This is a genomic window from Sulfurimonas indica, from assembly GCF_009192995.1.
Lineage (GTDB): Bacteria > Campylobacterota > Campylobacteria > Campylobacterales > Sulfurimonadaceae > Sulfurimonas > Sulfurimonas indica.
In genome coordinates this window covers 37,405-60,862 of record NZ_SDID01000004.1, presented here as the reverse complement: position 1 = coordinate 60,862, position 23,458 = coordinate 37,405, and the positions used below count along the sequence as shown (strand labels likewise).

General features: G+C 36.6%; 16 protein-coding genes. 10 read left to right on the top strand and 6 right to left on the bottom strand.

Features of this window, described 5'->3' with window-relative positions; translation table 11 throughout:
- Nucleotides 1-68: 68 nt before the first annotated feature.
- The 4 genes from ES948_RS02685 to nadB form a co-directional block, all read right to left on the bottom strand.
- Nucleotides 69-719, bottom strand: a complete 651-nt coding sequence (locus ES948_RS02685) for a uroporphyrinogen-III synthase (RefSeq protein ID WP_152183398.1) — start codon at nucleotides 717-719, stop codon at nucleotides 69-71.
- Nucleotides 720-861: 142 nt separating this feature from the next.
- Nucleotides 862-2,412: a glutamine-hydrolyzing GMP synthase gene (guaA, locus tag ES948_RS02680; RefSeq protein ID WP_152183397.1), complete on the bottom strand. Its 1,551-nt coding sequence runs from the start codon at nucleotides 2,410-2,412 to the stop codon at nucleotides 862-864.
- Nucleotides 2,413-2,643: 231 nt separating this feature from the next.
- Nucleotides 2,644-3,996 carry a sodium:proton antiporter NhaD gene (nhaD, locus tag ES948_RS02675; protein WP_188109428.1) on the bottom strand — a complete coding sequence of 451 codons (1,353 nt, stop codon included), beginning with the start codon at nucleotides 3,994-3,996 and terminating at the stop codon, nucleotides 2,644-2,646.
- Nucleotides 3,996-5,444 carry an L-aspartate oxidase gene (gene nadB / locus ES948_RS02670; protein WP_152183395.1) on the bottom strand — a complete coding sequence of 483 codons (1,449 nt, stop codon included), beginning with the start codon at nucleotides 5,442-5,444 and terminating at the stop codon, nucleotides 3,996-3,998. The genes nhaD and nadB overlap by 1 nt, the downstream gene beginning before the upstream one ends.
- A 158-nt stretch (nucleotides 5,445-5,602) precedes the next feature.
- Between nadB and ES948_RS02660 the strand changes: the two genes are divergently transcribed.
- The 6 genes from ES948_RS02660 (at nucleotide 5,603) to ES948_RS02635 (ending at nucleotide 13,826) form a co-directional block, all read left to right on the top strand.
- The gene (locus ES948_RS02660; protein WP_152183393.1) at nucleotides 5,603-6,049 is read left to right on the top strand and encodes a hypothetical protein; all 447 of its coding nucleotides are present in this window, start codon (nucleotides 5,603-5,605) and stop codon (nucleotides 6,047-6,049) included.
- Nucleotides 6,039-7,841, top strand: coding sequence for an excinuclease ABC subunit UvrC (gene uvrC / locus ES948_RS02655; protein ID WP_152183392.1), 1,803 nt, complete (start codon nucleotides 6,039-6,041; stop codon nucleotides 7,839-7,841). Before ES948_RS02660 ends, uvrC begins: the two co-directional genes overlap by 11 nt.
- Before the next feature lie 61 nt (nucleotides 7,842-7,902).
- Complete coding sequence (locus ES948_RS02650) at nucleotides 7,903-8,316, top strand: PAS domain-containing protein (RefSeq protein ID WP_152183391.1); 414 nt, start codon at nucleotides 7,903-7,905, stop codon at nucleotides 8,314-8,316.
- Between the two features lie 12 nt (nucleotides 8,317-8,328).
- The gene (locus ES948_RS02645) at nucleotides 8,329-10,062 is read left to right on the top strand and encodes an Hpt domain-containing protein (RefSeq protein ID WP_152183390.1); all 1,734 of its coding nucleotides are present in this window, start codon (nucleotides 8,329-8,331) and stop codon (nucleotides 10,060-10,062) included.
- A gap of 3 nt (nucleotides 10,063-10,065) precedes the next feature.
- Nucleotides 10,066-13,437, top strand: a complete 3,372-nt coding sequence (locus ES948_RS02640) for an ATP-binding protein (RefSeq protein ID WP_152183389.1) — start codon at nucleotides 10,066-10,068, stop codon at nucleotides 13,435-13,437.
- Nucleotides 13,438-13,448: 11 nt separating this feature from the next.
- Nucleotides 13,449-13,826 (top strand): response regulator, encoded by a 378-nt coding sequence (locus ES948_RS02635; RefSeq protein ID WP_152183388.1) that lies wholly within the window; start codon nucleotides 13,449-13,451, stop codon nucleotides 13,824-13,826.
- Nucleotides 13,827-13,833: 7 nt separating this feature from the next.
- Here the strand turns inward: ES948_RS02635 and lon are convergent, their stop codons facing one another.
- Together lon and bamD are read right to left on the bottom strand one after the other, a co-directional pair.
- A complete protein-coding gene (gene lon / locus ES948_RS02630) occupies nucleotides 13,834-16,251 on the bottom strand; it encodes an endopeptidase La (RefSeq protein WP_152183387.1) in 2,418 nt (805 codons plus the stop codon).
- Between the two features lie 20 nt (nucleotides 16,252-16,271).
- Complete coding sequence (bamD, locus tag ES948_RS02625) at nucleotides 16,272-17,012, bottom strand: outer membrane protein assembly factor BamD (protein ID WP_152183386.1); 741 nt, start codon at nucleotides 17,010-17,012, stop codon at nucleotides 16,272-16,274.
- Nucleotides 17,013-17,290: 278 nt separating this feature from the next.
- Between bamD and ES948_RS02620 the strand changes: the two genes are divergently transcribed.
- The 4 genes from ES948_RS02620 to ES948_RS02605 are packed head-to-tail and all read left to right on the top strand — an operon-like array spanning nucleotide 17,291 to nucleotide 23,455.
- Entirely contained in the window at nucleotides 17,291-21,454 is a 4,164-nt protein-coding gene (locus tag ES948_RS02620; protein WP_152183385.1) for a hypothetical protein, read from the top strand.
- Complete coding sequence (locus ES948_RS02615) at nucleotides 21,448-22,095, top strand: prepilin-type N-terminal cleavage/methylation domain-containing protein (RefSeq protein ID WP_425505066.1); 648 nt, start codon at nucleotides 21,448-21,450, stop codon at nucleotides 22,093-22,095. Before ES948_RS02620 ends, ES948_RS02615 begins: the two co-directional genes overlap by 7 nt.
- Complete coding sequence (locus ES948_RS02610; RefSeq protein ID WP_246153807.1) at nucleotides 22,095-22,997, top strand: type II secretion system protein; 903 nt, start codon at nucleotides 22,095-22,097, stop codon at nucleotides 22,995-22,997. Before ES948_RS02615 ends, ES948_RS02610 begins: the two co-directional genes overlap by 1 nt.
- Nucleotides 22,973-23,455 (top strand): hypothetical protein, encoded by a 483-nt coding sequence (locus tag ES948_RS02605; RefSeq protein WP_152183383.1) that lies wholly within the window; start codon nucleotides 22,973-22,975, stop codon nucleotides 23,453-23,455. Before ES948_RS02610 ends, ES948_RS02605 begins: the two co-directional genes overlap by 25 nt.
- Nucleotides 23,456-23,458 lie beyond the last annotated feature (3 nt).

Below are 23,458 nucleotides of genomic sequence, written 5' to 3'. Positions count from 1 at the left end.
CCCTCATATACGTGCTGACACGAACTACTCAGACTATATGAAATATTATACTAAAAATTTGCTTGAAATTATTTTAGAAATTGCTCTTTTGCTATTGTTATGCAGCTTTCTATACTTGTTTTATCAGATAAAACGTAATTTACTCCTATAGGAAGTGCTTTTGCAGTTGTTTTCCCAATAACAATGATACTTTGTCCTTCTTCAAAAGTATGATTTTTCAAATAACAATTTACACTTGATGGAGAAGTAAAGATGAGTATTGCATCATCTTTAACTTGCACTTCATTTATAGCTTGTGAACAGTCACTTTCATAGACTATGCTCTCATCTATTTTATAGCCTTCATCTTTACATATCTGAACAAAATCAGATGCTACAATTTTGGCTCTTAGATAGAGCCATTTTTTCTCTTTTGGATAAGATTTTATTTTACCCTCAAGATTATCTCCATAACCTCCTCCAATATCCAAAACTTTGCCACCTAAAGCCTCATAAGACTTGGCACTCTGCACAGAAACACACAGAGCAGACAGATGCAGATACTCCTCTTTTTTATATTGCATAAGCGCTTTACTAGCCTGTTTAGAGGTAATAATCAAAGCATCATATTTTGAGAAATTAATGTTAGGTTTAAAAAAGGTAATGTCTAGCGAGTTAATGCTGATAGCATCAGGATGTGAAGAGATAGAAAAAAGATACAGAGGTCTAGGTGTTATCATAAAGACTCCTCATTAAAAAACAAAAAAAGATAAACTGTAAATCATAAAAAGTTTGATGTAATTTGGAATGTTTTTAGGTTGAGGCATAGTAAACTATGCCGATGCCTAAATTATTTCAAAGTGCATTGAAATTTTTCTTGATTTATTCCCACTCAATAGTTGCCGGTGGCTTGCTAGAGATGTCGTAGACAACTCTATTGATTCCATCCACCTCATTGATAATTCTTCTTGAAATTCTCTCAAGTAAATCATGCGGTAAATGTGCAAATGTTGCTGTCATTCCATCCACTGCTTCAACGACACGCACACAAACAGTATTGTCATAAGTACGGTTATCACCCATAACACCAACTGATTTTACATTTAAAAGTACTGCAAATGCTTGCCATGTTTTTGCATAGTACCCGCTTGCTTTAAGCTCATCAAGTAAAATAACATCTGCCTCACGCAGAAGGTCCAAGTCAGTTGGATTCACATCACCCATGATACGAATCGCAAGTCCCGGTCCAGGGAATGGATGACGGTTAATCATAGATTCTGGAAGACCAAGTTCAAGACCTATTTTACGTACTTCATCTTTAAAAAGCTCACGGAGAGGCTCAATGAGCTCGAAATCCATCCAGTCAGGAAGTCCACCAACATTGTGATGTGACTTGATAACTTCAGATGGACCATTTACTGAAATAGACTCAATAACATCCGGATAGAGTGTTCCTTGTGCAAGAAATTTAATACCTTCGTGTTTTTTTGCCTCTTGCTCAAAAACTTCAATAAAAGTATGTCCGATAATCTTACGTTTCTCTTCAGGATTTTCAACACCTGCCAAACGAGAAAGGAAAAGCTCACTTGCATCTGCAACAACCAAAGGTACTTTGAGATTGATTTTAAATACCTGCTCAACCTGCTCACGCTCACCTTTACGTAAAAGTCCGTTATCTACAAAAACAGGAATAAGTTGATCCCCGATCGCTTCATAAAGCATTGCAGCAACTACAGAACTGTCAACGCCACCACTGAGTCCACAAAGCACTTTTCCATCACCAACTTGTTCACGGATTTTAGCGATTTGCTCTTTTAAGAAATGCTCCATTTTCCATTTTTCCGTAACACCACAGATATTTTTTGCGAAGTTACGAAGCATCAAGTAACCCTCTTCAGAGTGTTGAACTTCCGGGTGAAACTGCATTGCATAAACACGTTTTTCATCATTTGCAATTGCTGCATATGGAGAGTTGTCTGAAGTTGCAATAACTTTAAAACCTTCAGGAAGTGTCTCAACTCTGTCAGAGTGACTCATCCAAACGATACGATTGTTATCACACTCTGCAAAAAGAGGAGATACATTATCAGGATATCCGACAATATTAAGCTCTGCTTTTCCATACTCATGATGATCAGATCGAATTACACTACCACCAAAATCAACTGCAATTCTCTGCATACCATAGCATATTCCAAGAACGGGAATACCCATAGAGTAAACACCCTGATCTACTTCATAAGCATCTTCATTATATACAGAAGATGGACCGCCGGAGAGGATAACACCTTTAGGATTTTTTGCTTTGATATCTTCTACTTTTGTATGGTAAGGAAGAATTTCACAGTAAATCTTATCTTCACGCAAACGACGTGCGATAAGTTGTGTATATTGAGAACCGAAATCTAAAACGATGATGCTAACATTTGTCATATAAATGCCTTTTTATAGTTTTTTACATCAAAATGAGCAAAGCCCATCTTTGATGGCAGGGACTTTTCGTCCCTACAACCCCCTAAAGCTACAAAAAACACTGTTTTTTGAGAAATAAAGAAGTTTTAATTTAATAAATTATTTGTGAAAGGATAGCAAAATCAAGATTAAGATTTAATTTGTTTAGAAGATATAAGCTCAGAATTCAACTCTGAGCTTATAGGAGAATAATTAATAAAGTCCCATTAATTCAAATTGAATATACCAAATAGATACAGAAACAATGTAACCTACTAAAATAGTCCAAGCATGTTTCATATGGCTTCCAAAAGTATAGATACCACGAAGACGACCCATAACACCGACACCTGCAGCAGAACCAAAAGAGATAAGACTACCACCGACACCGGCTGTCATAGTAACCAACATCCATTGTGCTAAATCCATATCAGGAGATGACTTTAAGATTGCACTCATTACAGGTACATTATCAACAATAGCTGAAAGAAAACCAACACCAATATTTGCCGCAGTTGAACCTATCATGCCATAGAGATCATGAATATACTCTAAGAAACCTAAGAAATGTAGTGCACCTACAGCTGAAAGAATACCAAAGAAGAAAAGAAGCGTGTCATTTTCTATTTTTTGCATATTGATGTAGATATTGAAAGCATTTTTCCCGCCTTTTTCTAGAGTAACTGAGTAAAGTTTTAACAGTGCCAAACCAAACATCATACCCCACATTGCAGGGAAATGGAAGAATTGATGTCCAAGAACCGCGATTGTAATCGTTCCGATACCAAGATAAACAACACCCATACCACCATCTTGTACTACAGGCTTTGACTCTGTTGCAGCATTAAATGCAGGTTCACCATCAGGAACTGACATAGCAAGTAAGAATGCTGTTACTGCCCAACCTAAAAATGATGCAGGAAAGAGATAGAGGAAGTCTATAAACTCACCCTTACCAGCTGTCCATGCCATTAGTGTTGTAATATCACCAAATGGAGACCAAGCACCACCAGCATTTGCAGCTACGACGATATTGATAGCACCAGGAACCAAGAAAGCCATATTTTTCTTGTCAATCGTAAAAAGCACCGTTGAAAGGATGAGCGCAGTTGTCAAGTTGTCTGCTACAGGAGAGATAAAAAATGCTAAAAATCCTGTTAGCCAGAAAAGTTTTTTATATGTATATCCTTTTGAGACAAGTTTATACTTCATCAAATCAAAAACACCACGTTCAATAAGCGTTTCAATGTATGTCATGGCAACAAGCAAGAAGAAGAAAATCTCTGCAATTTCAAGAATTAGATTTTCTAATTCATCATGAAGATGATCAGGACTCAATCCATTAATTGTAAAATAGATACCTACAAGCATAAACATTAAAGTACCTGCAAATAGTGCAGGCTTAGCTTTGTTCACCTCATATCTCTCTTCTGTTGCTATAAAATAGTACGCTATAACAAATACAGCTAAACTAAGCCATCCAACCCATGTTGTAGCCAGATTTACATCTGTTGTTGCATGTTCTAGTGCCTTAAGGGCACCTTCTACGACTGAACCGTGTTCCATCATTTCTCCTCTTGTATTGTATGAACCCCTATGGATTCACTTCTGTTTAATGCACAGAGCACTATCTCTCTTGCTGTCAATAAACGAAATTTAAGTAGTTTACCAATTTTTTCATTTAAAAGAGCATTAATTGTCTCTAAAGCATCATTTAGTCCACTTTTTGTTCGAATAATTGAGACATTTTCCCACATAATATGACGTAGTTGATTCTTTTTTGCCTTGTCATCTTTAAAGCTCATTACCTCATCACTGACTGCAAACTCCTGAAATTTCTTCTCGTTTTTGTTCTGCATGATATCATCAACTGCTATTTTTGCAAAAACAAGACCTTCTAAGAGTGAGTTTGATGCAAGTCTGTTCGCACCATGGACCCTTGTTGAAGCAACTTCACCGATAGCATAAAGATTTTTCACATTTGGCACTCGTGCATGCAGGTCAGTTTTGATACCTCCTATGGCATAATGAAATGCCGGAGAAATCGGCACTCTGTCTTTTGGTACCGTATAACCAAGCGCACGCAGGTTTTTATAGATATTTGGAAAACGATGTGCAAAATACTCCTCTTCAAAGTTCTCTAAATTCAAGTAAACCTGCAGTCCTGTCTTTTTCTTGTATTTATAAATTGATTTGGAAACGATATCACGAGAAGCAAGCTCTCCTCGTTCATCATACTCAAACAAAAAACGTTTACCATTCTCATCAACTATCGTTGCACCTTCACCTCGCAGCGCTTCAGTCAAAAGCATCTTCTGTGCGCCTGTAGCATTAACAAAGACAGTCGGATGAAACTGCAGCATCTCCATACGGTCCAGTTCAATGCCCTTCATCACACAAAGGCCTTGAATATCGGCACTGATACAAGGTGCGTTTGTATGGTACTCATAAAGTGAACCTACACCGCCACTTGCAATGATGACATCTTTTGCATAGAGATTATAACTCTCTCTGTGGTCCAATACTGTCACACCATAGCACTCCCCATCTTTGATGAGTAGATCAACAACACGTGCATCACTGAGCATTGCGTGAGGATTGTGTTGGAGTAAAAAGTGATGCAGATAGCGTCCAGTCGCATCACCGCCTGCATGCAAAATTCGCTCGCATGAGTGTGCCGCTTCCCTTGTATAGAGCAGATTACCCTCTTCATCTCTATCAAACTCAAAACCGTTTTTTATCAAGTCATCGATAACCTCACGGGAATGTTTGCTTAAAAGCTCAACAGCCTCTCTGTCACACAGACCATCACCAGCTGAGAGTGTATCTTGGATGTGTACAGGAACATCTGCTGCATCTCGTGCCAGAGCTACGCCACCCTGTGCGTAGAAAGTATTACATTTAAAGGTTTGTCGTTTGTTTATCAACAGTACTTTTTTATCACGAGGGAGATTCATTGCAGCATAGAGTCCTGCTACACCGGCACCCACAATAATTACATCATAATGAAACATTATTTGCAGCTCGCATTCGTTTCATTGTTCTCAAAACTTTTCTTTTTATAGTGAAATTCAACATTATTATCACCTTTTGGCACATCCTCTTGATAATATGGTGGCGCTTTATATCCACAAGCACTCAAACTTAATAAAAAGCTTGTTATAATTATCAGATGAAAAATGCTCGTGATATTATTAATTCTATTCAAAATCGACCTCAATTTTCTAAATTATCTCGTTTTAAGTGTATAGACACCATACGCCTCAGTTTTTCGGCACCGCTGCAAAAAATGATTAAGTTTGCTTACATAAAAAACGATACACTTTTCTTTGTGCTGAACCATCCAGGTGCCAAACAAGAGTTTGATAATAATATACAAAGCATTAAAAGTGCTTTAAAGTATGTCCAACCAAAAGAGTGCGAGGGCTTTACAATCAATGATATCAAAGCATTTGTAACACACACTCCCTTACGCAAGAGCACTCAAGAGAAGCAAAACGAACCACAAAGCTATCCTGAGCGTGCAACAGGGACATTTAAAATCACAACAGAGGATGCGCATTTGCGTGAGCTTTTAGAGTCTATTCAAAATATTATAAAAGAGCTCCATGAATCTTAAAGAGAGTATCCAGAAACTCCCAGACTCTGCCGGTATCTATCAGTATTTTGACAAAAACGGAAAACTGCTTTACATAGGAAAAGCAAAAAATCTCAGTAACAGAGTCAAAAGCTACTGGCTTTTCAGCCCTGAACTACGTCCAAATCCAAACCTCTCAGTGCGCATTATAAAAATGTTGGAGCAGACCGTATCTCTGAACTATATTGTCGTAAAAAGCGAACATGACGCTCTTATTTTGGAAAATTCACTCATTAAACAGCTCAGTCCTAAATACAATATCTTATTGCGTGATGATAAGACATACCCTTACATCTATATTGACAACGCTGAAAAATTTCCACGATTTGACATCACACGCAAAATTATCAAAAGTAAAGAGATTAGCTACTATGGTCCCTATAGTGTAGGGGCTAGGGATATTTTAAATTCCGTTTATGAGATAGCAAAACTTGTTCAAAAAAAAGGCTGCCTAAAGTCGAAAAAACTCTGTCTCTATTATCAGATAGACAAATGCCTTGGTCCATGTGAGCTGCCAGTCTCAAAAGAGCGTTATCAAAAAGAGATAGACAAAGCTACACAACTCATCAAAAATAAAAAGCTCCTGATTAAAGAGCTGGAAAAGAAAATGGAGTTTTATGCTGAAGAATTACGCTTTGAAGAGGCTGCAGAACTGCGTGACAGAATTGACAAAATAAGCCGTTCGGAGATAAAGAGTGAGATAGATTTTGCAACAAATGAAGATTATGATATTTTTGCAATTACCCATACTGAGCAAAAGGCCGCACTTGTGAGAATCTTTATGCGTCATGGTAAAATCATCTCCTCTTCACATGATATTATCAACCTGCGTGAGGGCTTTGATGCAAATGAACTCTATTCACGTGCTTTACTTGATTTTTACAAAGATGAAAAGCCACCTATTATAGCTCCTATCTTACTTGCAGATTCTTTTGAAGATATAGAGCTCATTCAAGAGCACCTCAGCCGTATTTTTAAGAAAAAAGCACTGCTTACGGTACCAAAAAGAGGGAAAAAAAAAGATCTCATTACATTGGCACTACTGAATGCACAAGAGCTGCTCAAAAAAGAATCAAAGTCCAAAGATGAGAGAATTTTAAAAGAGATACAGGAGTTGTGTGTTCTAGAAAAAATACCTTACAGGGTTGAGATTTTTGACAATTCACATATGTCAGGTGTTGCTACTGTTGGAGCTATGGTTGTTTATGAAAATAACAAATTTGATAAGCAATCCTACCGTATCTATCACTTAGAAGCAAGAGATGAATATGGCCAGATGAGAGAACTTCTCTCACGTAGAGTAGAGAGTTTTAAAAAGAGTTCTCCACCTGATTTGTGGATACTGGACGGCGGAGCAACTCTGCTCAAGCTCGCCTTAGAGATTTTAGAATCTAACGGTGTTTGGCTTGATGTTATCGCTATTTCAAAAGAGAAAGTTGATGCAAAAGTACATCGTGCAAAAGGCAAGGCAAAAGATATCATCTATACGAAAGAGGATGTTTTTCGACTCAAAGAGAGTGACAAACGTCTGCAATGGGTTCAAAAGCTTCGTGATGAAGCACATCGCACAGCTATTAGCTTTCATAAAAAGACAAAACTCAAGCTCGACCAAGAGAGCAAGCTTTTAAGTTTACACGGAATCTCAACTGCTAAAATCCAAAAACTACTTAATCATTTTGGAACATTTGAAAGTTTAAAAAAGCTTACAGTTGAGGAAATTAGTACTGTTTTGAGTCAAAAAGATGCAAAAATTATCAAAAAATTTTATAACTAAGTTTTTTTTTCACTCCTTTATGATATATTTGTGATAATTTTAGTTATCTCAAAGGTTTTTAATGAATAGAGCTACACCAATTGATGAAGAGTATTTTTTTGATGGTTCTGCCATAATCAGTCAGACAGATCTCAAAGGCATTATAACCTATGCGAACAGAGCATTTAGCGAAGTTTCAGGCTATAGTGTAGAGGAACTCGTAGGAAAACCGCACAATATCTTAAGGCACCCGGATATGCCAAAAATCGTTTTTGAAAAGATGTGGAGTACAATTCAAAGCGGGCAGGCATGGAATGGACTCGTTAAAAATCTACGAAAAGACGGAAGATACTATTGGGTAGATACAGAGATTCTTCCTATCAAAGACAATGATGACAAAATTACTGGTTATATAGCAGCAAGAAAAGCAGCGTCTCGTAAGGACATCCAAGAGAATGAAGAGACATACACAAAAATGCTTGAAACACAAGATTAAGAGGGTACGAATATGCTAATTTATAATTTTCAAAAAGAGTTTTTAGGAATTGATGAGAAAGATTTAAAGACCTTAGGTTTTCATACACTCTCAGAATTACGTGCGGAGGTAACCGACTTTGCCGACCTGTTTGTAAAGACACCTGGATATGTACACAACTTCAAACATGTTCATTGGATAGATTTCGTCAACTATGCCGATGTATCTGAAGAGTCAAAAGTCCTTATCAATGTCAATTCCAAAACCTTTAAAGCTACGCTCTCTGTATCACCGCTCTTTTTAATTGATAATCCGGCTTCACCTGCTTACATTATCCACCTGAACAATCTTCGTCCGCTTTCAAAAAGTGAAAACGACAATCTCTCCAGTGATATACTTGACAGAGAACTGCCAAAAGTAGCACCACAAGAACCTAAAGTTTTCACACCTGCACCTGAAGTTGCAGCAGCAGTACATGACAACTATGATATAGCACCAGAAGCAAACATACCAGAACCTGTACCTGAGCCATATCAAGCAGAAGAACAAATCTCTATCGAAGATGAGGTGGCTCCAATCGAAGTAACACAGAACTTTGATGAACCACTTTCTATGCCTGAACATGAAGAGGAGACTCTTGATGTTGGAGATCTCTCTTTAGATGTCTTTGAAGAAGAGATTGAGGCTCCTGCAACACCTACTCCAGAACCATTTGTTGAACCGGCAGCATCGGATGTTATAGCAAGTACAAAACCTGTTAAGAAAGTAGTAAAGAAAGAACTTGCAGAAGAATGGGATAATGGTTATCAGTATGACCCACACATCGCTTCAAAAGAGTTAGGGCTTCCACTTGATTTGATTGAAGAATTTATTCAAGACTTTATTGCACAGGCAAAAGAGTTTAAACCAGATATTGATAAATCAATCGCAGAAGGGGATGTTAACAATGTTAAGATCCTTTCTCACAAACTAAAAGGTGTTGCTGCGAATCTCCGTATCGAAGATGCTCATGAAGTCTTATCGGCAGTAAGTGCAACAGGAGATATGGCTGTTATTGAAGATAACCTTGATGTCTTCTATAAAATCATTGCAAAACTTGCTGGTGAGCCAATTGAAAAAGTTGTCGTCGTTGAAGAAGAGATAGAAGAGAGTGTTGCACCAGTTTCAGACGATACAGAAATCAATATAGAAAGCAATGAACAAGAAGAGACTATTAGCCTTGATTTCAAAGATGATGATGAAGTTATGACAAACACATCTTCTGAAGAAACAGCTGAACTTTCAAAGAGTGACGAAGAGGAAGATTTTGATATAGCTTTGGATTTTAAAGATGATGAAGATATTGCTATGATCGATATCGAAGATAAAGATGTACCTGAGAAGATCGATATGCCAGAGCTTGCTGATGATGACTTTCTTGTCCTTGGAGGCAATGAAAATACAGAACAAGAGATTCCTCAATTTTCAAAAGCACAAGCAGCTCAGGAGATAGGTATTGATGAAGCAAGCTTTAATGAACTTTTTGATGATTTTGTGAATGAAAGCCATCAAATTTTTCAAAAAATAAACAGTGCTATAAGCAATGATGATTTAGGGACATGCCGTAATGAAGCACTAAAATTTAAAGGTATGAGCGATAATATGCGTCTTCATGAATTCACAAATGAACTGGAAACACTTATTCACTCATCAGACAAAGATGAGATTATTGCAGCAGCCCAAAAAATTGATGCTACAATCAATAAAATATCAGAAATAGGAGCTTAAAAGATGCAGTTAGGCTTAAAAAACAGACTGAGACTCATCTCACTTTTCCCCATTATTATTCTTATCTCGATTACAAGTTACTTCGTATATAACTCTTATGAAAATTATAAGGCAGCACAGATCCTGCAAGATAGACTTTCGCTAAACAGAGAACTCAATGGGCTTATAAACAATATCTCTCGTGAAAGAGGGATGACGGTAATGTATCTTGGTAACTCCTCTCCAAATACACTAAAATCACTGGTAAAACAGAGAAAGATAGTTAATGAAAAAGAGAAACTTTACTTTGAACACATAAAGCAACAGTCAACGCTCCACAACTATTCAAAAGCTGAAAAAGAGCAGATAGAAAAACTTGAAACTGCTCTTAAACAGATTAAGGAGACAAGAAAACTCGTTGATGAACAAAAAACAAACTTTGATGATGTTTATGACATTGTTTATGGATATGCAGAAAAAGTCGGTATCAAAGAGTTAGAAGAGATTACATATCATCAGATGGATGCACTCATTAATGAGTTCTCAACTGAGTATATCTCTTTAGTGCGTTCAAATGCAGCAACTGCAGATGAGCGTGACTTTATCTCTTTTGCGATTGCCCGCTCTACTGAACTGGAAGAAGAAGAGATCAATACATGGATCTCACTTATTGCAAAAGCTGATGCTATCAGTTATGACACGATTCGTGATAAAGAACTCGTAAAAAAACTTGATGCTATCTTTAAAAATGAAGATGCGCAGGAACTTTTTGAAGATATCAATAGTGAACGTGCAAGTATTTTAACATCTGCATCAAGTGGTGAATATGAAACAAATGCAGGTATCTGGTTTGCGATGCTCTCTGAAAAGTCTAATCTTCTCTCCGATGCAGAAAATGTTGTTTTGGGAACAATGGATGCCCGAGCTGTAACAGTAAAAACAGAAGCCCTGCAGTTTCTTGCGGTAACGCTTTCAGTTTGGTTGATCTCTATCATTCTGGCAATTCTTGGTTTCCTACTCTCAAATGAAATTGCAAGAAACATCCGTAACCTCGAAGACGTTCTTACAAAAGTTGCCGAAGATACAAATGAAGATGATACTGCCATCAATATCAACCTTCATACTGCACAAGGTACGGCAGAAGCCTATAAACTTCTTGAGAAGATCATCGAACAGACAAAACTCGATAAAGAAACAGCTCAAGAAGCTTCTGAAGCAAAATCGATGTTCTTGGCCAATATGTCACATGAGATTCGTACACCACTCAATGGTATCGTTGGATTTACGGAGCTTCTTAAAGATACAGAATTACGCGAAGAGCAAGCAGAATTTGTTGAGATTATTGAAAAATCATCAGAAAACCTTCTTGAAATTATCAATAATATTCTCGATCTCTCCAAAATCGAATCTAATAAACTTGAGATTGAAGATGTTGTCTTTAATCCGATTGAAGAGTTTGAAAGTGCTGTTGAAGTTTATGCAGTACGTGCGAGTGAAAAACATATCGACCTTGGATGTTTCATCGATCCTGAGCTTGAGCAACCGCTTAAAGGGGATCCGACAAAAATTAAAGAAGTTATCATTAACTTGCTTTCAAATGCAGTTAAATTTACAAGCTCTTCTGGCGCTATCAATGTTGACATTAGAAAACTTGAATCTGAACAAGAAGGCATTACAAGAGTACGATTTGAAGTACAAGATAGCGGTATCGGTGTAACAGGTGAACAAAAAGCGAGAATCTTTGAGGCATTCTCACAGGCCGATACATCAATTACTCGTAAATATGGTGGTACAGGTCTTGGTCTTACAATTTCTGCCCGCTTTATTGAACTTATGGGTGGACAACTTGACCTGCATTCTGAACCGGGTGAAGGTACTACATTCTTCTTTACGATTGACTTTGAAGAGATTGAAGTACTTAATGAGAGTTCAAAAGGTACATTCTCAAGTATCAATGCACTGATTTTAGAGTCAACGCACAAAACAAAGAGACAAGACACTTATCTGCGTGAGTATTTAGACTTCTATGGTATCAGCTATACAACGTTTACAGATAGAAATGAACTTGAAATGCTACAAAAACAGGTAAGTTATGACCTGCTGTTTGTTGATTATGAGTATACTAAAGAAGATGAGCTGGAGGCATATAGTGGAATGCCTGAAGAGTTAGTTCTACTTACAAAATCATACCTTATGAGAAAAATTGACTCAATGGCTCTGGATATTTTCAAAACTATCTATGAACCACTCAATAATACAAAACTCAAAGCAGTTCTTGAAAATTACAACAACGAAAACTTTAAAGCCCAAAAAGCGAAAAAAGCAAATCGTAAAAAGTTCAATGCCGAATCTTCAAAGTTTGATGCAAATATCTTAGTAGCTGAAGATAATATCATTAATCAAAAGCTTATCAAACGTACACTTGAAGATTTAGGATTAACTGTTGATATTGCTTCAAATGGCCTTGAAGCATTCCAAAAACGCAAAGATGGCAACTATGACCTTATCTTTATGGATATTCAGATGCCATTCCTTGACGGTATGGAAGCTACAAAAGAGATTTTAGAGTATGAAGAGGATTATAACCAGCCTCACGTACCAATTTTAGCACTGACTGCAAATGCACTAAAAGGCGATAGAGAACGATTCTTACGTGCAGGGCTTGATGAATATACAACAAAACCACTTGTACGTGCAGAGATCGTTACACTTCTAAATCATTTCCTTGCTGACCACATTGTTGATGCTGATGATGCAGTTCCGGCAAATGCAGACGCTTTAAAAGAAAAAGCTAAAAAAGCAGATGAAGTAACGACAGCAGTAGAGACAACTCAACAAGAGCTTATTGTTCCAAAACTCTCATCAGAGAGTGATGAAGAGGAGATCCCTGCTATAGAGATAGATGAAGAGATACTCCAAGAAGAAGGTTTTGATACAGATGATACTTTAGAGAAAGAAGCACAAGAAGAAGAACAAATTGAAACTCCGGAGCCTGTTGAAGAAGAAACACTTCCAGAAGTAGAAGAAGTTCAGTATAATGCAGATATTCTTCTTGCGAAGAAAAGCCCGTTTGAGACAAAACTCTTTACAAAACTTCTAGATTCACTTGGATATAGCTATGAAGTTGCTACTTCATCCGAAGAGTTGAATGATAAGATAGCATCGAATGCATATAAAATCGTTCTTTTCGATAAAGAGTCCGAAAAGCTTGATCTTGTTACATTTGCAAACTTTGTGAAGTCAGAGAATGAGGCTAAAGGCATTCACTCAGCACTCATTTTACTTGCTGACCCTTCAATGCCAGAAGATGCAACAGATTTGAGCTATGTTGATGAAATTATGAAAAATATCATAAACAAAGATACACTTCGCGGTGTAATAGAAAAATTTATATAAAAGGTAAAAATATGACAAGAACAGACTTAGTAGTATTAGCAGTAGATGATGATATTATCAATTTAAAGCTTTTAAAATCTATGCTAATGAAAAGTGGTCATGTAAAAGAAGTTATCGAAGCTAAAAATGGTTCAGATGCTATTGGAGAGTTAAAAGGACGTAATGATATCGATCTTATTCTCCTGGACATCATTATGCCTATAATGGGTGGAATTGATATGTTAAAAGTTGTCCGTGCCGATGATAATCTTCGTCAGCTTCCTATCATTGTATTAACGACAGATGAGACGAAAAAAGCTGAGGCACTAGAGTATGGAGCAAATGGATTTTTAATGAAGCCTATCAGAAACGATGACCTCATCAGCAAAATGGAGACTGTCATCGTTTAAAACAAGTCTAAATAAGGACTTGTTTTAGCACCTCTTCTACACGTTTTACAGGAATGATCTCTAAAGAGTCTTGAACTTCTTTTGGAATATCATCCAAATCTCTCTCATAATTTTTTGCAGGAATCAACACTTTACTCATCTCAGCCTTATGCGCAGCAATGAGTTTTTCTCTGAGTCCGCCTATTGGCAGTACTTCTCCACTAAGTGAAACCTCTCCTGTCATGGCAATATCCGAACGAATTTTTCGTGAGCTCAAAATTGAAGCGATAACACTTACCATCGCGATACCTGCACTTGGACCATCTTTTGGTGTAGCACCATCTGGAACGTGGATATGAAGGTCATAACGTTTATACACCTCACTTGCATCGACTTTCACTTTCTCCTGTTTCTCTGTGTAAGTCACTGGAATATTATCTGCAGAGATTCTAAGCTTTCTTTTGTCTATGAGTGTTTTTACTACACTCATAGCAATACGAGCTGACTCTTTCATTATATCACCAAGACTTCCTGTAAGTTGCAAATTACTTTTACCTCTGATACGAATAGACTCTATTTTTAGAACATCTCCACCAACTGCCGTCCATGCAAGACCGTTTACAACACCAACTACAGGTACTTTATCTGTTTTCTCAATCTCAAAGACTGACTTGTCAAAATACTCTTTAAGATTTTTAACCGTAATAGAAACCTTACTTACACTTGCATCTTTAAGTATCGCACGAGCAGCTTTTCTACACATCTCAGCGATTCTGCGACGCAAATTTCTCACACCTGCTTCACGCGTATAAGAGTGAATAAGCTCACGCAATGCCGGTTTGGAAATACTCAGCTCTGATTTTTTGAGTCCATGTTTTTTCAGTTCTTGAGGAATGAGATATCTTTTTGCTATCTCGAACTTCTCCTGTGGCGTGTAAGAGCTGAGTGTAATAAACTCCATTCTATCACGCAGAGGGGCAGGAATACGTCCGACATCATTTGCAGTAGCGATGAAGATAACATTTGATAGATCCAAGTCAAAATTGAGATAATAATCTCTAAACTCACTGTTTTGTTCAGGGTCAAGTATCTCTAAAAGTGCTGCGGTTGGATCACCACGTTGCGAGCGTGAGACTTTATCTATCTCATCAAGCACTATAACAGGATTCATCTTCTTCGCATCAATGAGTCCCTGTGTGATACGCCCCGGCATTGCACCAACATAGGTACGACGGTGCCCACGCAGTTCATTTACATCTTCAAGTCCACCGAGGGCTATTCTGATAAGTGGACGTTTGAGTGCTGTTGCAATGGAGTTTGCCAAAGATGTCTTACCGACACCTGGAGGTCCAGAGAAACATAAAATTGCCCCTGCACTCTTTTTCAGTGCTATTCCACGTAACTCCAAAAGCTCTTTAACAGCAAAATACTCTACTATTCTCTCTTTTGGTTTTTCTAATGAAAAGTGGTCTTTATCAAGCTGCGATTCAACAGTTTCAATCTTGAGTGATTTTTTAGAATATGAACCAAATGGAATCTCCAAAACCCAGTCCAAATATGTCTGTGTCATAGAGGCATCTGAAGAGTCTGGATGCATTCGCGCAAAACGCTCAAGCTGTTTTTTTATCTCTTTGTAGGCATCTTCACCCATTTTAGACTTTTTAGCTTCAAGCTTTTTATAGTACTCTTCTATCTCCTCTTCACGTGCCGTATCGGTACCGAGTTCTTTTTGAATCTGTTTAAGCTGTTCTTTTAAAAAGTACTCTTTGTTCACTTTTTCAATGTGTGTATGTACTTTTGAGCGGATCTCACGCTGAAGTTTGTTGGCCTCTATCTCATCGATGAGAATATCAATCAGATCTAAAAATCTTTTTTCTGTATCAGTCTCAACAAAGAGTTTATAGGCCTGCTCTTTTTTAAGTTTTACAGTTGAACATATCAAATCAATAATACGGTTGTGATCATGATTTTCTTCAATTGTTCGCAATAGATCAGGCGGAAAGTAATTACTTACAGCAGAAAGAGCTCGTACCTTCTCACGTACAACTTCTAAAATCGCATCAATTTTAAGTGAGTTCACCGGAGTAGCTTCTAAAATATCCACATGGGCAATTAATGGTTCATCGCTCACTTTATAGAGTGATTTTGCACGTGTAAGTCCTTGAAAAAGAACTTTCACCCTTCCATCCGGAAGAGATACTTTTCGCATGATAGAGCCAACAACACCTGCATCATAGAGTGATTCATAATCACGTTCACCTTCATGACCTGTTTTTGTAGGACAGACTATGACTAAAGAGTTCTCTTCTATCGCTTTTGTAGCTGCTGCTATATTTTTCTCATCACTCAAAAAAAGAGGAGAAATCATAAATGGATATAAAAAAATCTCATCTTCTGCTATTACAGGAATGTCAGCTGGAAATTCTCCATAGTTACTTAACTTCATAAACAGTTATCCTTTTATAGTTATTTCGTATTATTTATATCTTCGTTAACAGTATTACGCGATACAACACTTTTCGTATCAGGGATTATTATTTCATACCAAGACGATGTTCCGTCTCCTTCAAACATTGCTTTGTACCAAGGAGTATTCGCACGCTCAATTTCATCCCATTTTATCCACTTCTCTGGCATGATTGCTCTATAATAAGCAGCTGCTTTTGGTTTGTCAACTCTTTCATAAAGCGAAGCGATAGTCTCATTCAATACGCCATCTGCAAGGTAAAGATTTGTCAACATACTATCCACTAAAGAGTAGTACATAGAGTGTGGATACTTCTCTTTAAAGGCATTTGCATCTTTAATGGCTTGGGCAATTAAAACCTGATCACGTCTTGGATTTGGCAATGCCATATATTTTGCTTTAATCTTTAAAAACTCGGCATACTCTATCTCATTTTCGTTTGCATAGCGTTTACCATACTCATTTAAAAAATGTTCCGTTAAAAGATACTCTTCAAAATGCATATGTGCTATAGCTAAAATCATCGTAGCTTCTGGTAAAAGAGGTGAACCGATATGCTCTCCCTGAAGTGATGAGTAGTAATCATCTGCTCGGTCAATATCACCACTGCTGATAGACTCTACTATTTTTCCATACCAATAAACTGCCGGTTTATTATACTCATCCACCTCTTTTGAACAAGCTGAAAAGAGAAGTGTTATTGCAATAAAAAAAGAAAAATAGTGTAAATTTTTTCGCATAATAAAATATTCCTTACTATAGTTAGATTGTTATTTTATCCAAAAGATATATAATAGGCATTAAACAATAAAAATAGATTCTTTTTTCAAACAAAATATCCAAAAAAAACAGAATAAGAACATAAATAAACGTCTATTTTTTTATCAAAAAAATAGTTTTCGTAAAAATTTCAGACAGTTTTGTAAAAAAAGTGCTACAATAAAATAAGGACAAGTGAACTTTAGTGCTGAGCCCAAATGTTGACTGCACTGATTTTTACTTCAAAAAGGGGTTTCTTATGAAAACTTTTACAATACCAAAACAATTTCTCCTCTCTCTATTTACACTACTTTTTGCTTGCAATGGCTGGAGTGCAGTACTGCATGATTTTGACAAGGTCAACCCGGCAGACACCTACAATGTGCAAGGGAACTATGCCATTGCAGGGAATACTGTTATGTGTCTGACAGAAAAAACTGATGGATATGGTGGTACATGCCATGGAATGACCGACTATGAATTAATAACAAGTAACCTGCATGTAAGTAAATACATCGATATTGATGATGATAGTTCAACATGGAACTCCACCTCTTCATATATTACCATCCCAACAAGTTTCGATACACCTTCAACAGGCGGAAAAGGTGTTCTTTGGGCAGGTCTTTTTTGGCAAGGAAGAATTAGTGCTGATAGTGAGTATGATCTTCGTTTTGGCTATGAAGATGGTAGTGGATTTAGCTACCAGACAACAAGTGACGGCACCTACGGCAGTAACTTTTCAGAAACAGAACTACTTAATACAAATGCAGATCATATAAAATTAAAAGTAGATAGCAATGCATACCAAAATGTTGTTGCTGATACCATCTATACTTATAACAGTAGTGACGGTACAACCTATGCAGCTTTTGCCGATGTCACAAGTATTATAAGTTCAGAAGTTCAAAGTGATGGAAAACATGTTTTTACTGTAGCAAACTTAACAACTGATGAAGGTAGAGAACCAAGTCCCGGTGTTTTTGGTGGATGGTCTTTAGTCGTTATTTATGCTGAAAATTCGTCAGGAAAAATGCGTAATATCTCTGTTTACAGCGGGTTTGATATTATTGATAATCCAAGTGATCCTTTTACAATAACAGACTTTATCTTACCAAAAGAAAATACCGTCAATGCAACACTCTCTCTTTTCTCAGGCGAAGGTGAGTATCTATATGGGCATAGAGATGGTAGTACATGGGCATATGACAGAATACAGATAAGTCCTGATGGTATCAACTATGACAATATGCCTGTTCCAACAGGCATTGACGAGAGTAATATATTTGATGGAAAACTAACAGGTATTACACGGGATGACATTAATGGTTCAAGTAATAATTTACAGATAAACAATGATGGTGTCGATGTTGATACTTTCGACGTTTCAGCACTGATGGAAGGATATAGGGACGCCAATCCAAATCTGACCTCTTTATATATTCAGTGGGAATCTAATAATGACTATATTACCCCAAGTATGCTTGTCTTTGCAACTGAACTTTATGCCCCAAAATTCTGTTATGACTATGCCTATAAACAACAAGGTGTCTATTTTACAGAGAAAAATGATGGTTCTAAAATGCCACGCCTAACAGGTACAGTGTTTCCTCACGAAGATATAGAGATGACTATATTTATTCGTAATCTTGTTGATTCTGATTTAGAAGTTACAGATATGAATGTAAGTATTCTTGATATCAATACATCGCAAACAACTTATATACGAAACACAACAAAAGTAGCAGCGATAGGAGACTTAATTCCTCAACCTGTTTCTGATAGTTCTTTAACAGTTTCTGACAGTTTTATTAAAGGTATTTATATTGGTACTATTCAAGCAAATGAACACTTTTATGTTTACTATAGTCTGGATCCTTTAATCTCTGACCTTAATGGGACCATAGATGTTAGAGCCAACTACAACCTAACATTAAATGGTGTAACAATCCCTTATACTCTACAACTTGGTCAAAATATGGAAATCTGTTCTACTTCAAACTTCAAATATGCTCCGGCTAAAGGTATCTTTAATATTGTTCATAATAACTATTATAACCATGATACTGGTGGTTCCAATGAATACTATAACTTACCAACTCAGGTAACACAAAGAGTGGGTAATTTTAAAGTCTTATCCATGGATCCTGTAAATCTTGATGAATTAAAAGAAACTTCTACAATAGTTGCAGTAGAGATGATTGACGCTTCAGCATTTCATGATACAAATGCATCCTGTATGGAACTTGCTAGTTCTATTTCAAAAAGAGTTTGGGTAACCTTTGATAACAATACTACCTCAACACAATTTAATAAGGCAGCTCTTGATAATGCAATACTCGAAGGAGCTACAAAACTCCTTACAAGTTCAGAGTTTTATAGTATAGCAAAACAAAATGCCGCATTTAGAGTTTCATACAATACTACAAATGATGGAAACAGTTCTCTTATACAACATACGTATGATTCAGTTAATGATGAGTATATGATTGATAATTTTACAGAGTTAGTTCAAGATGTCGGTACCTGTTCACAAGCGGTAACTTTTCCAGTAGGTGCATCCAGCGTAACAACAACACAAGTTGCCGTAGCATGTGGTAATGCCGGAACATATATTTCAAAAGCTCAATATACTGCATGTATGGAGTGTCTCTATGGTATCAATACAAGACTTGTATGTTCACGTGATAATTTTTCGATCCGTCCAGAAGCATTCATGCTAAACCTTGATGATCAAAACCAATCTGCACCGACAAGTCAAAGTAGACTAACAACTAATTATTCTGGTGCAGTTGGGGCAACAGCACCAGTAGTTGATTTAGCAGCTGATTACAAATATAACATTGAGATTAATGCAAGTAATCATATTAATAATATCTCTTCACTAGGTTATACTCGTTCATTTAACACAACAACACCAAATGATATTGCAGAGTATAGATGGGAGCCAAGAACAAGTATTACAACAGGTGCATGTAATGATGATGATAACAAATCACTAGAGATTCGTTTTATCAATGGTGAAGTAGATACAAATACTTCAGTAGCTCAAGTGGGCGAATATCGACTTCATCTTGTAGATAAAACATGGACCGCAGTTGATAGTAATCCAACATTTATGACACACCATGTCAGTCCATACTTTTTTCTTACTCTCGACTGTGTGCAAAATTCTTCAGCAACTCAATTAGTAAATGCAGCCACAAACAATGGTTGTGAAATTAGTACAACACATCTTAACCCAAGTACAAATGTACAGTATAATGATTTCAATGTAACCTTCCATCCATATCAATACAGTGTCAGCAACAATGTAACACTGCGTACAGGGAATGTTACACCACCAACAACATTTAAACCGTTCGTTTATATGGCAAATGTTGCTCAAGATGAAAATATGTCTGTACACTTAAATACAACGATATCAGCTATAGGTAAAAATAGCACAACACCTCTAAGCAATTATGTTACAGGATGTTTTGCTAAACCAATGAATCTTGAGATTGGCAAAACAGCGACAACAAATACAGCACTGAGATACAGTTACAGAGTACACAATCAAGATATTAATGGTACGATTGTCTCTGCAAATGATATCAATCAAACAATAGCAGCAGGAAATACAACTCTAAACCCTACATTTACAACAACAAGTGCCTACTTCCATAAAAATATGAATGGAACAACACAGATAGTGACCAATCTCAATTTTGATAGAGATGTAAATGTAACAGCAAACCCTGAGGATATTAACTTTACAACTATAAGTGTTGATGACAATGCAACACTTTTCAATGCTGATCTCACAAACAATAAATATGCTGAAGGGAATGTATCTGTCAATCAGAGAGTTCTACACTATTATGGTCGTACAATTGCTCCAAAAATTACGGTTATTTGTAATCAAAAACCTTGTAAAACAGGAATGAATGCAACAAATAATAATAATATTAAAGAGCTAATTAGTTACGTTATTTACTGTAATCCTAGTACAACAACATGTAGTGATACTCTCAATCTACCAAGTGGGGCTGGGCAAGTTGCTGATGTTAGATGGTTCGAAAATCGAAATCATGATAAAATTGATGGCGGATGGCTTGCAGATGGTACAGATGGCACCATAGGCACGATTACAGAAATTGCAGCTACTGGTAATGTAAATGAAGTGGCTACTAGAAATATCACAGCAAATAAATATGAAACAGAAGCGCTGATTGAATATAGTGGTCCATTGCCATATGATGCTATTATGCAGATGCAATCATCTCCTTGGCTTATCAACAATGATACTGATGCAAATGCAACAGCAAATACTTTTATCATCCAGTTTGTAGGTGATGGTGGATGGAGTGGTAAATATGAAGACAATACGACAACGCATACTGAAGCTGCAGGCAAAACAAATAGGAGAATAATGTGGTAAGAAAACATTTATCTCTTCAAAAAAATGCTTTTACAATGATTGAGTTGATATTTGCAATAGTCATTATTGCAATATCAATTGTCTCTTTGCCCATGATGATTCAAACAACGACAAAAGGGATTGAAAACAATATCATTCAAGAAGCTATATTTGCTGCAGAGGCCATTTTAAATGAGTCTACAACATACTACTGGGATGTTAACTCAGCAGAAGACAATAGTATCTCAGGTGGCTATTCAAGGGTTGTAAATACAGGAGATTGTACTATCGGAGGACCTCCATTCAAAAGAGTTGGTCATGTAAATAGACAATGTTTAGACAATAATTCAACAGTAGTAAATACAGTTGGTGATGCGACATCAGTCGAATATGCATCTAGTATCTATAGTAATAGACTAATATTTGAAACTGGTAGCGCAGGAACAGGTAGCGCTACATATAAAAACAGCTATTATGCAACAGCAACTGTCACACAATGTATATCTCCTAATTCTTATATACAGTTTGGACAAGAAACAAATAACTCTAACCTTAAAGAGACTGAAATAAAAATTACAGATAGTTCAGGAAACACGGTAGTAGTGCTACGTGCCTATACTGCAAATATCGGTGAAGTAAAGCCTGAAAGTAGGATTTTTTAATGATGTTTAAAAACAGACGTAATGCATTTAGTATGCTCGAACTTATTTTTGTTATTGTCATTATGGGAATATTAGGAAAGTTTGGTGTAGAATTTATTGCCCAAGCGTATGAAAGTTTTATATTTTCAAAAATCAACAATGATCTACAGTCGAAGAGTGCTGCTGCAGTTGAGTTTATCGCGAAACGCTTAGAGTATCGTATAAAAAATTCTATTATCTCAAGAAATTTAATAATAAATGACTATAATTATCTTAGTGATACTGGTCTCTCTGACCCAAATGCTACTGTTTTAGAGTGGATTTCAGCAGACACTGATGGTTTTCGAGGAACAAATGCTCCTTTATGGAGTGGAGTTATTGATCTAAATGCTTCAACTGCTACAAAACTAATCTCCCCGGCGACCGATACAAATGCACTGAACACTCAAATCGGTATTCTTTCCTATGTTAATAATGCTACAGTAAATGATACTGCTATTTATTTCATCGGTTCCTATCTTTCTGCTGCAAATCCATGGGGATACGAAGGTCCCATTAATGATCAAAATGAGACGCTTCACCCTATTCAAGCAGGAACAAATATAGATGAATTATTACCTAATGGTTCAGACTTTAGTGGAAAAGAAGTTTTTGAATATTATAAACTTGCTTGGACAGCCTATGCAATTGAACTTGGAGACTACAATGACACATCACACATAGGTAATCTCTATTTTTATTATGACTATAGACCTTGGAAAGGTGAAACTTATGTAAATAATGGTAAAAAAGTCCTTTTAGCAGAAGGTATAAATACTTTTAGATTCCGCTCCGCAGGTTCTTTGATAAAGGTTCAGGTATGTGCAAAAAGTGAATTAACAGGTGAGGAGTATGCGCTATGCAAAGAAAAAACAATTTATTAAAGAACTCTTCATTAATGAAAAGAAGTGGTATAGCAATGATTATGGCTATTTCTGTTATTGTCATCATTGCAACCATTTTAGCACTTTCTCTCGCCCTTACGTCACAAACAACAAAGAAAACCACAGATCTCTACCTCTATGAGCAAGCATCGATACTTTCTCATAGTGCTACCGAGTATGTCATGTTAAAACTGTCTCAAGCAAATCCATGTAGCATCAGCAGCATTAACTTCTCCTATAACAATATTTATGATATTAATGCATCTATGAGTTATATTACAGTTGCCGGTAGTTCCTGTGACGGTAATGCTACAGCAGCCGGTGTAGTTTATGCCAATACAACCAACACTGCTTCAGATGGTACTGTTATCCTCGATGTAACAGTCAGTGTCCCTACTGATAGAAATGTTACATCTGAGCCTGTAAGATATTTTAGAAGAACTATACAAAAATTATAATTC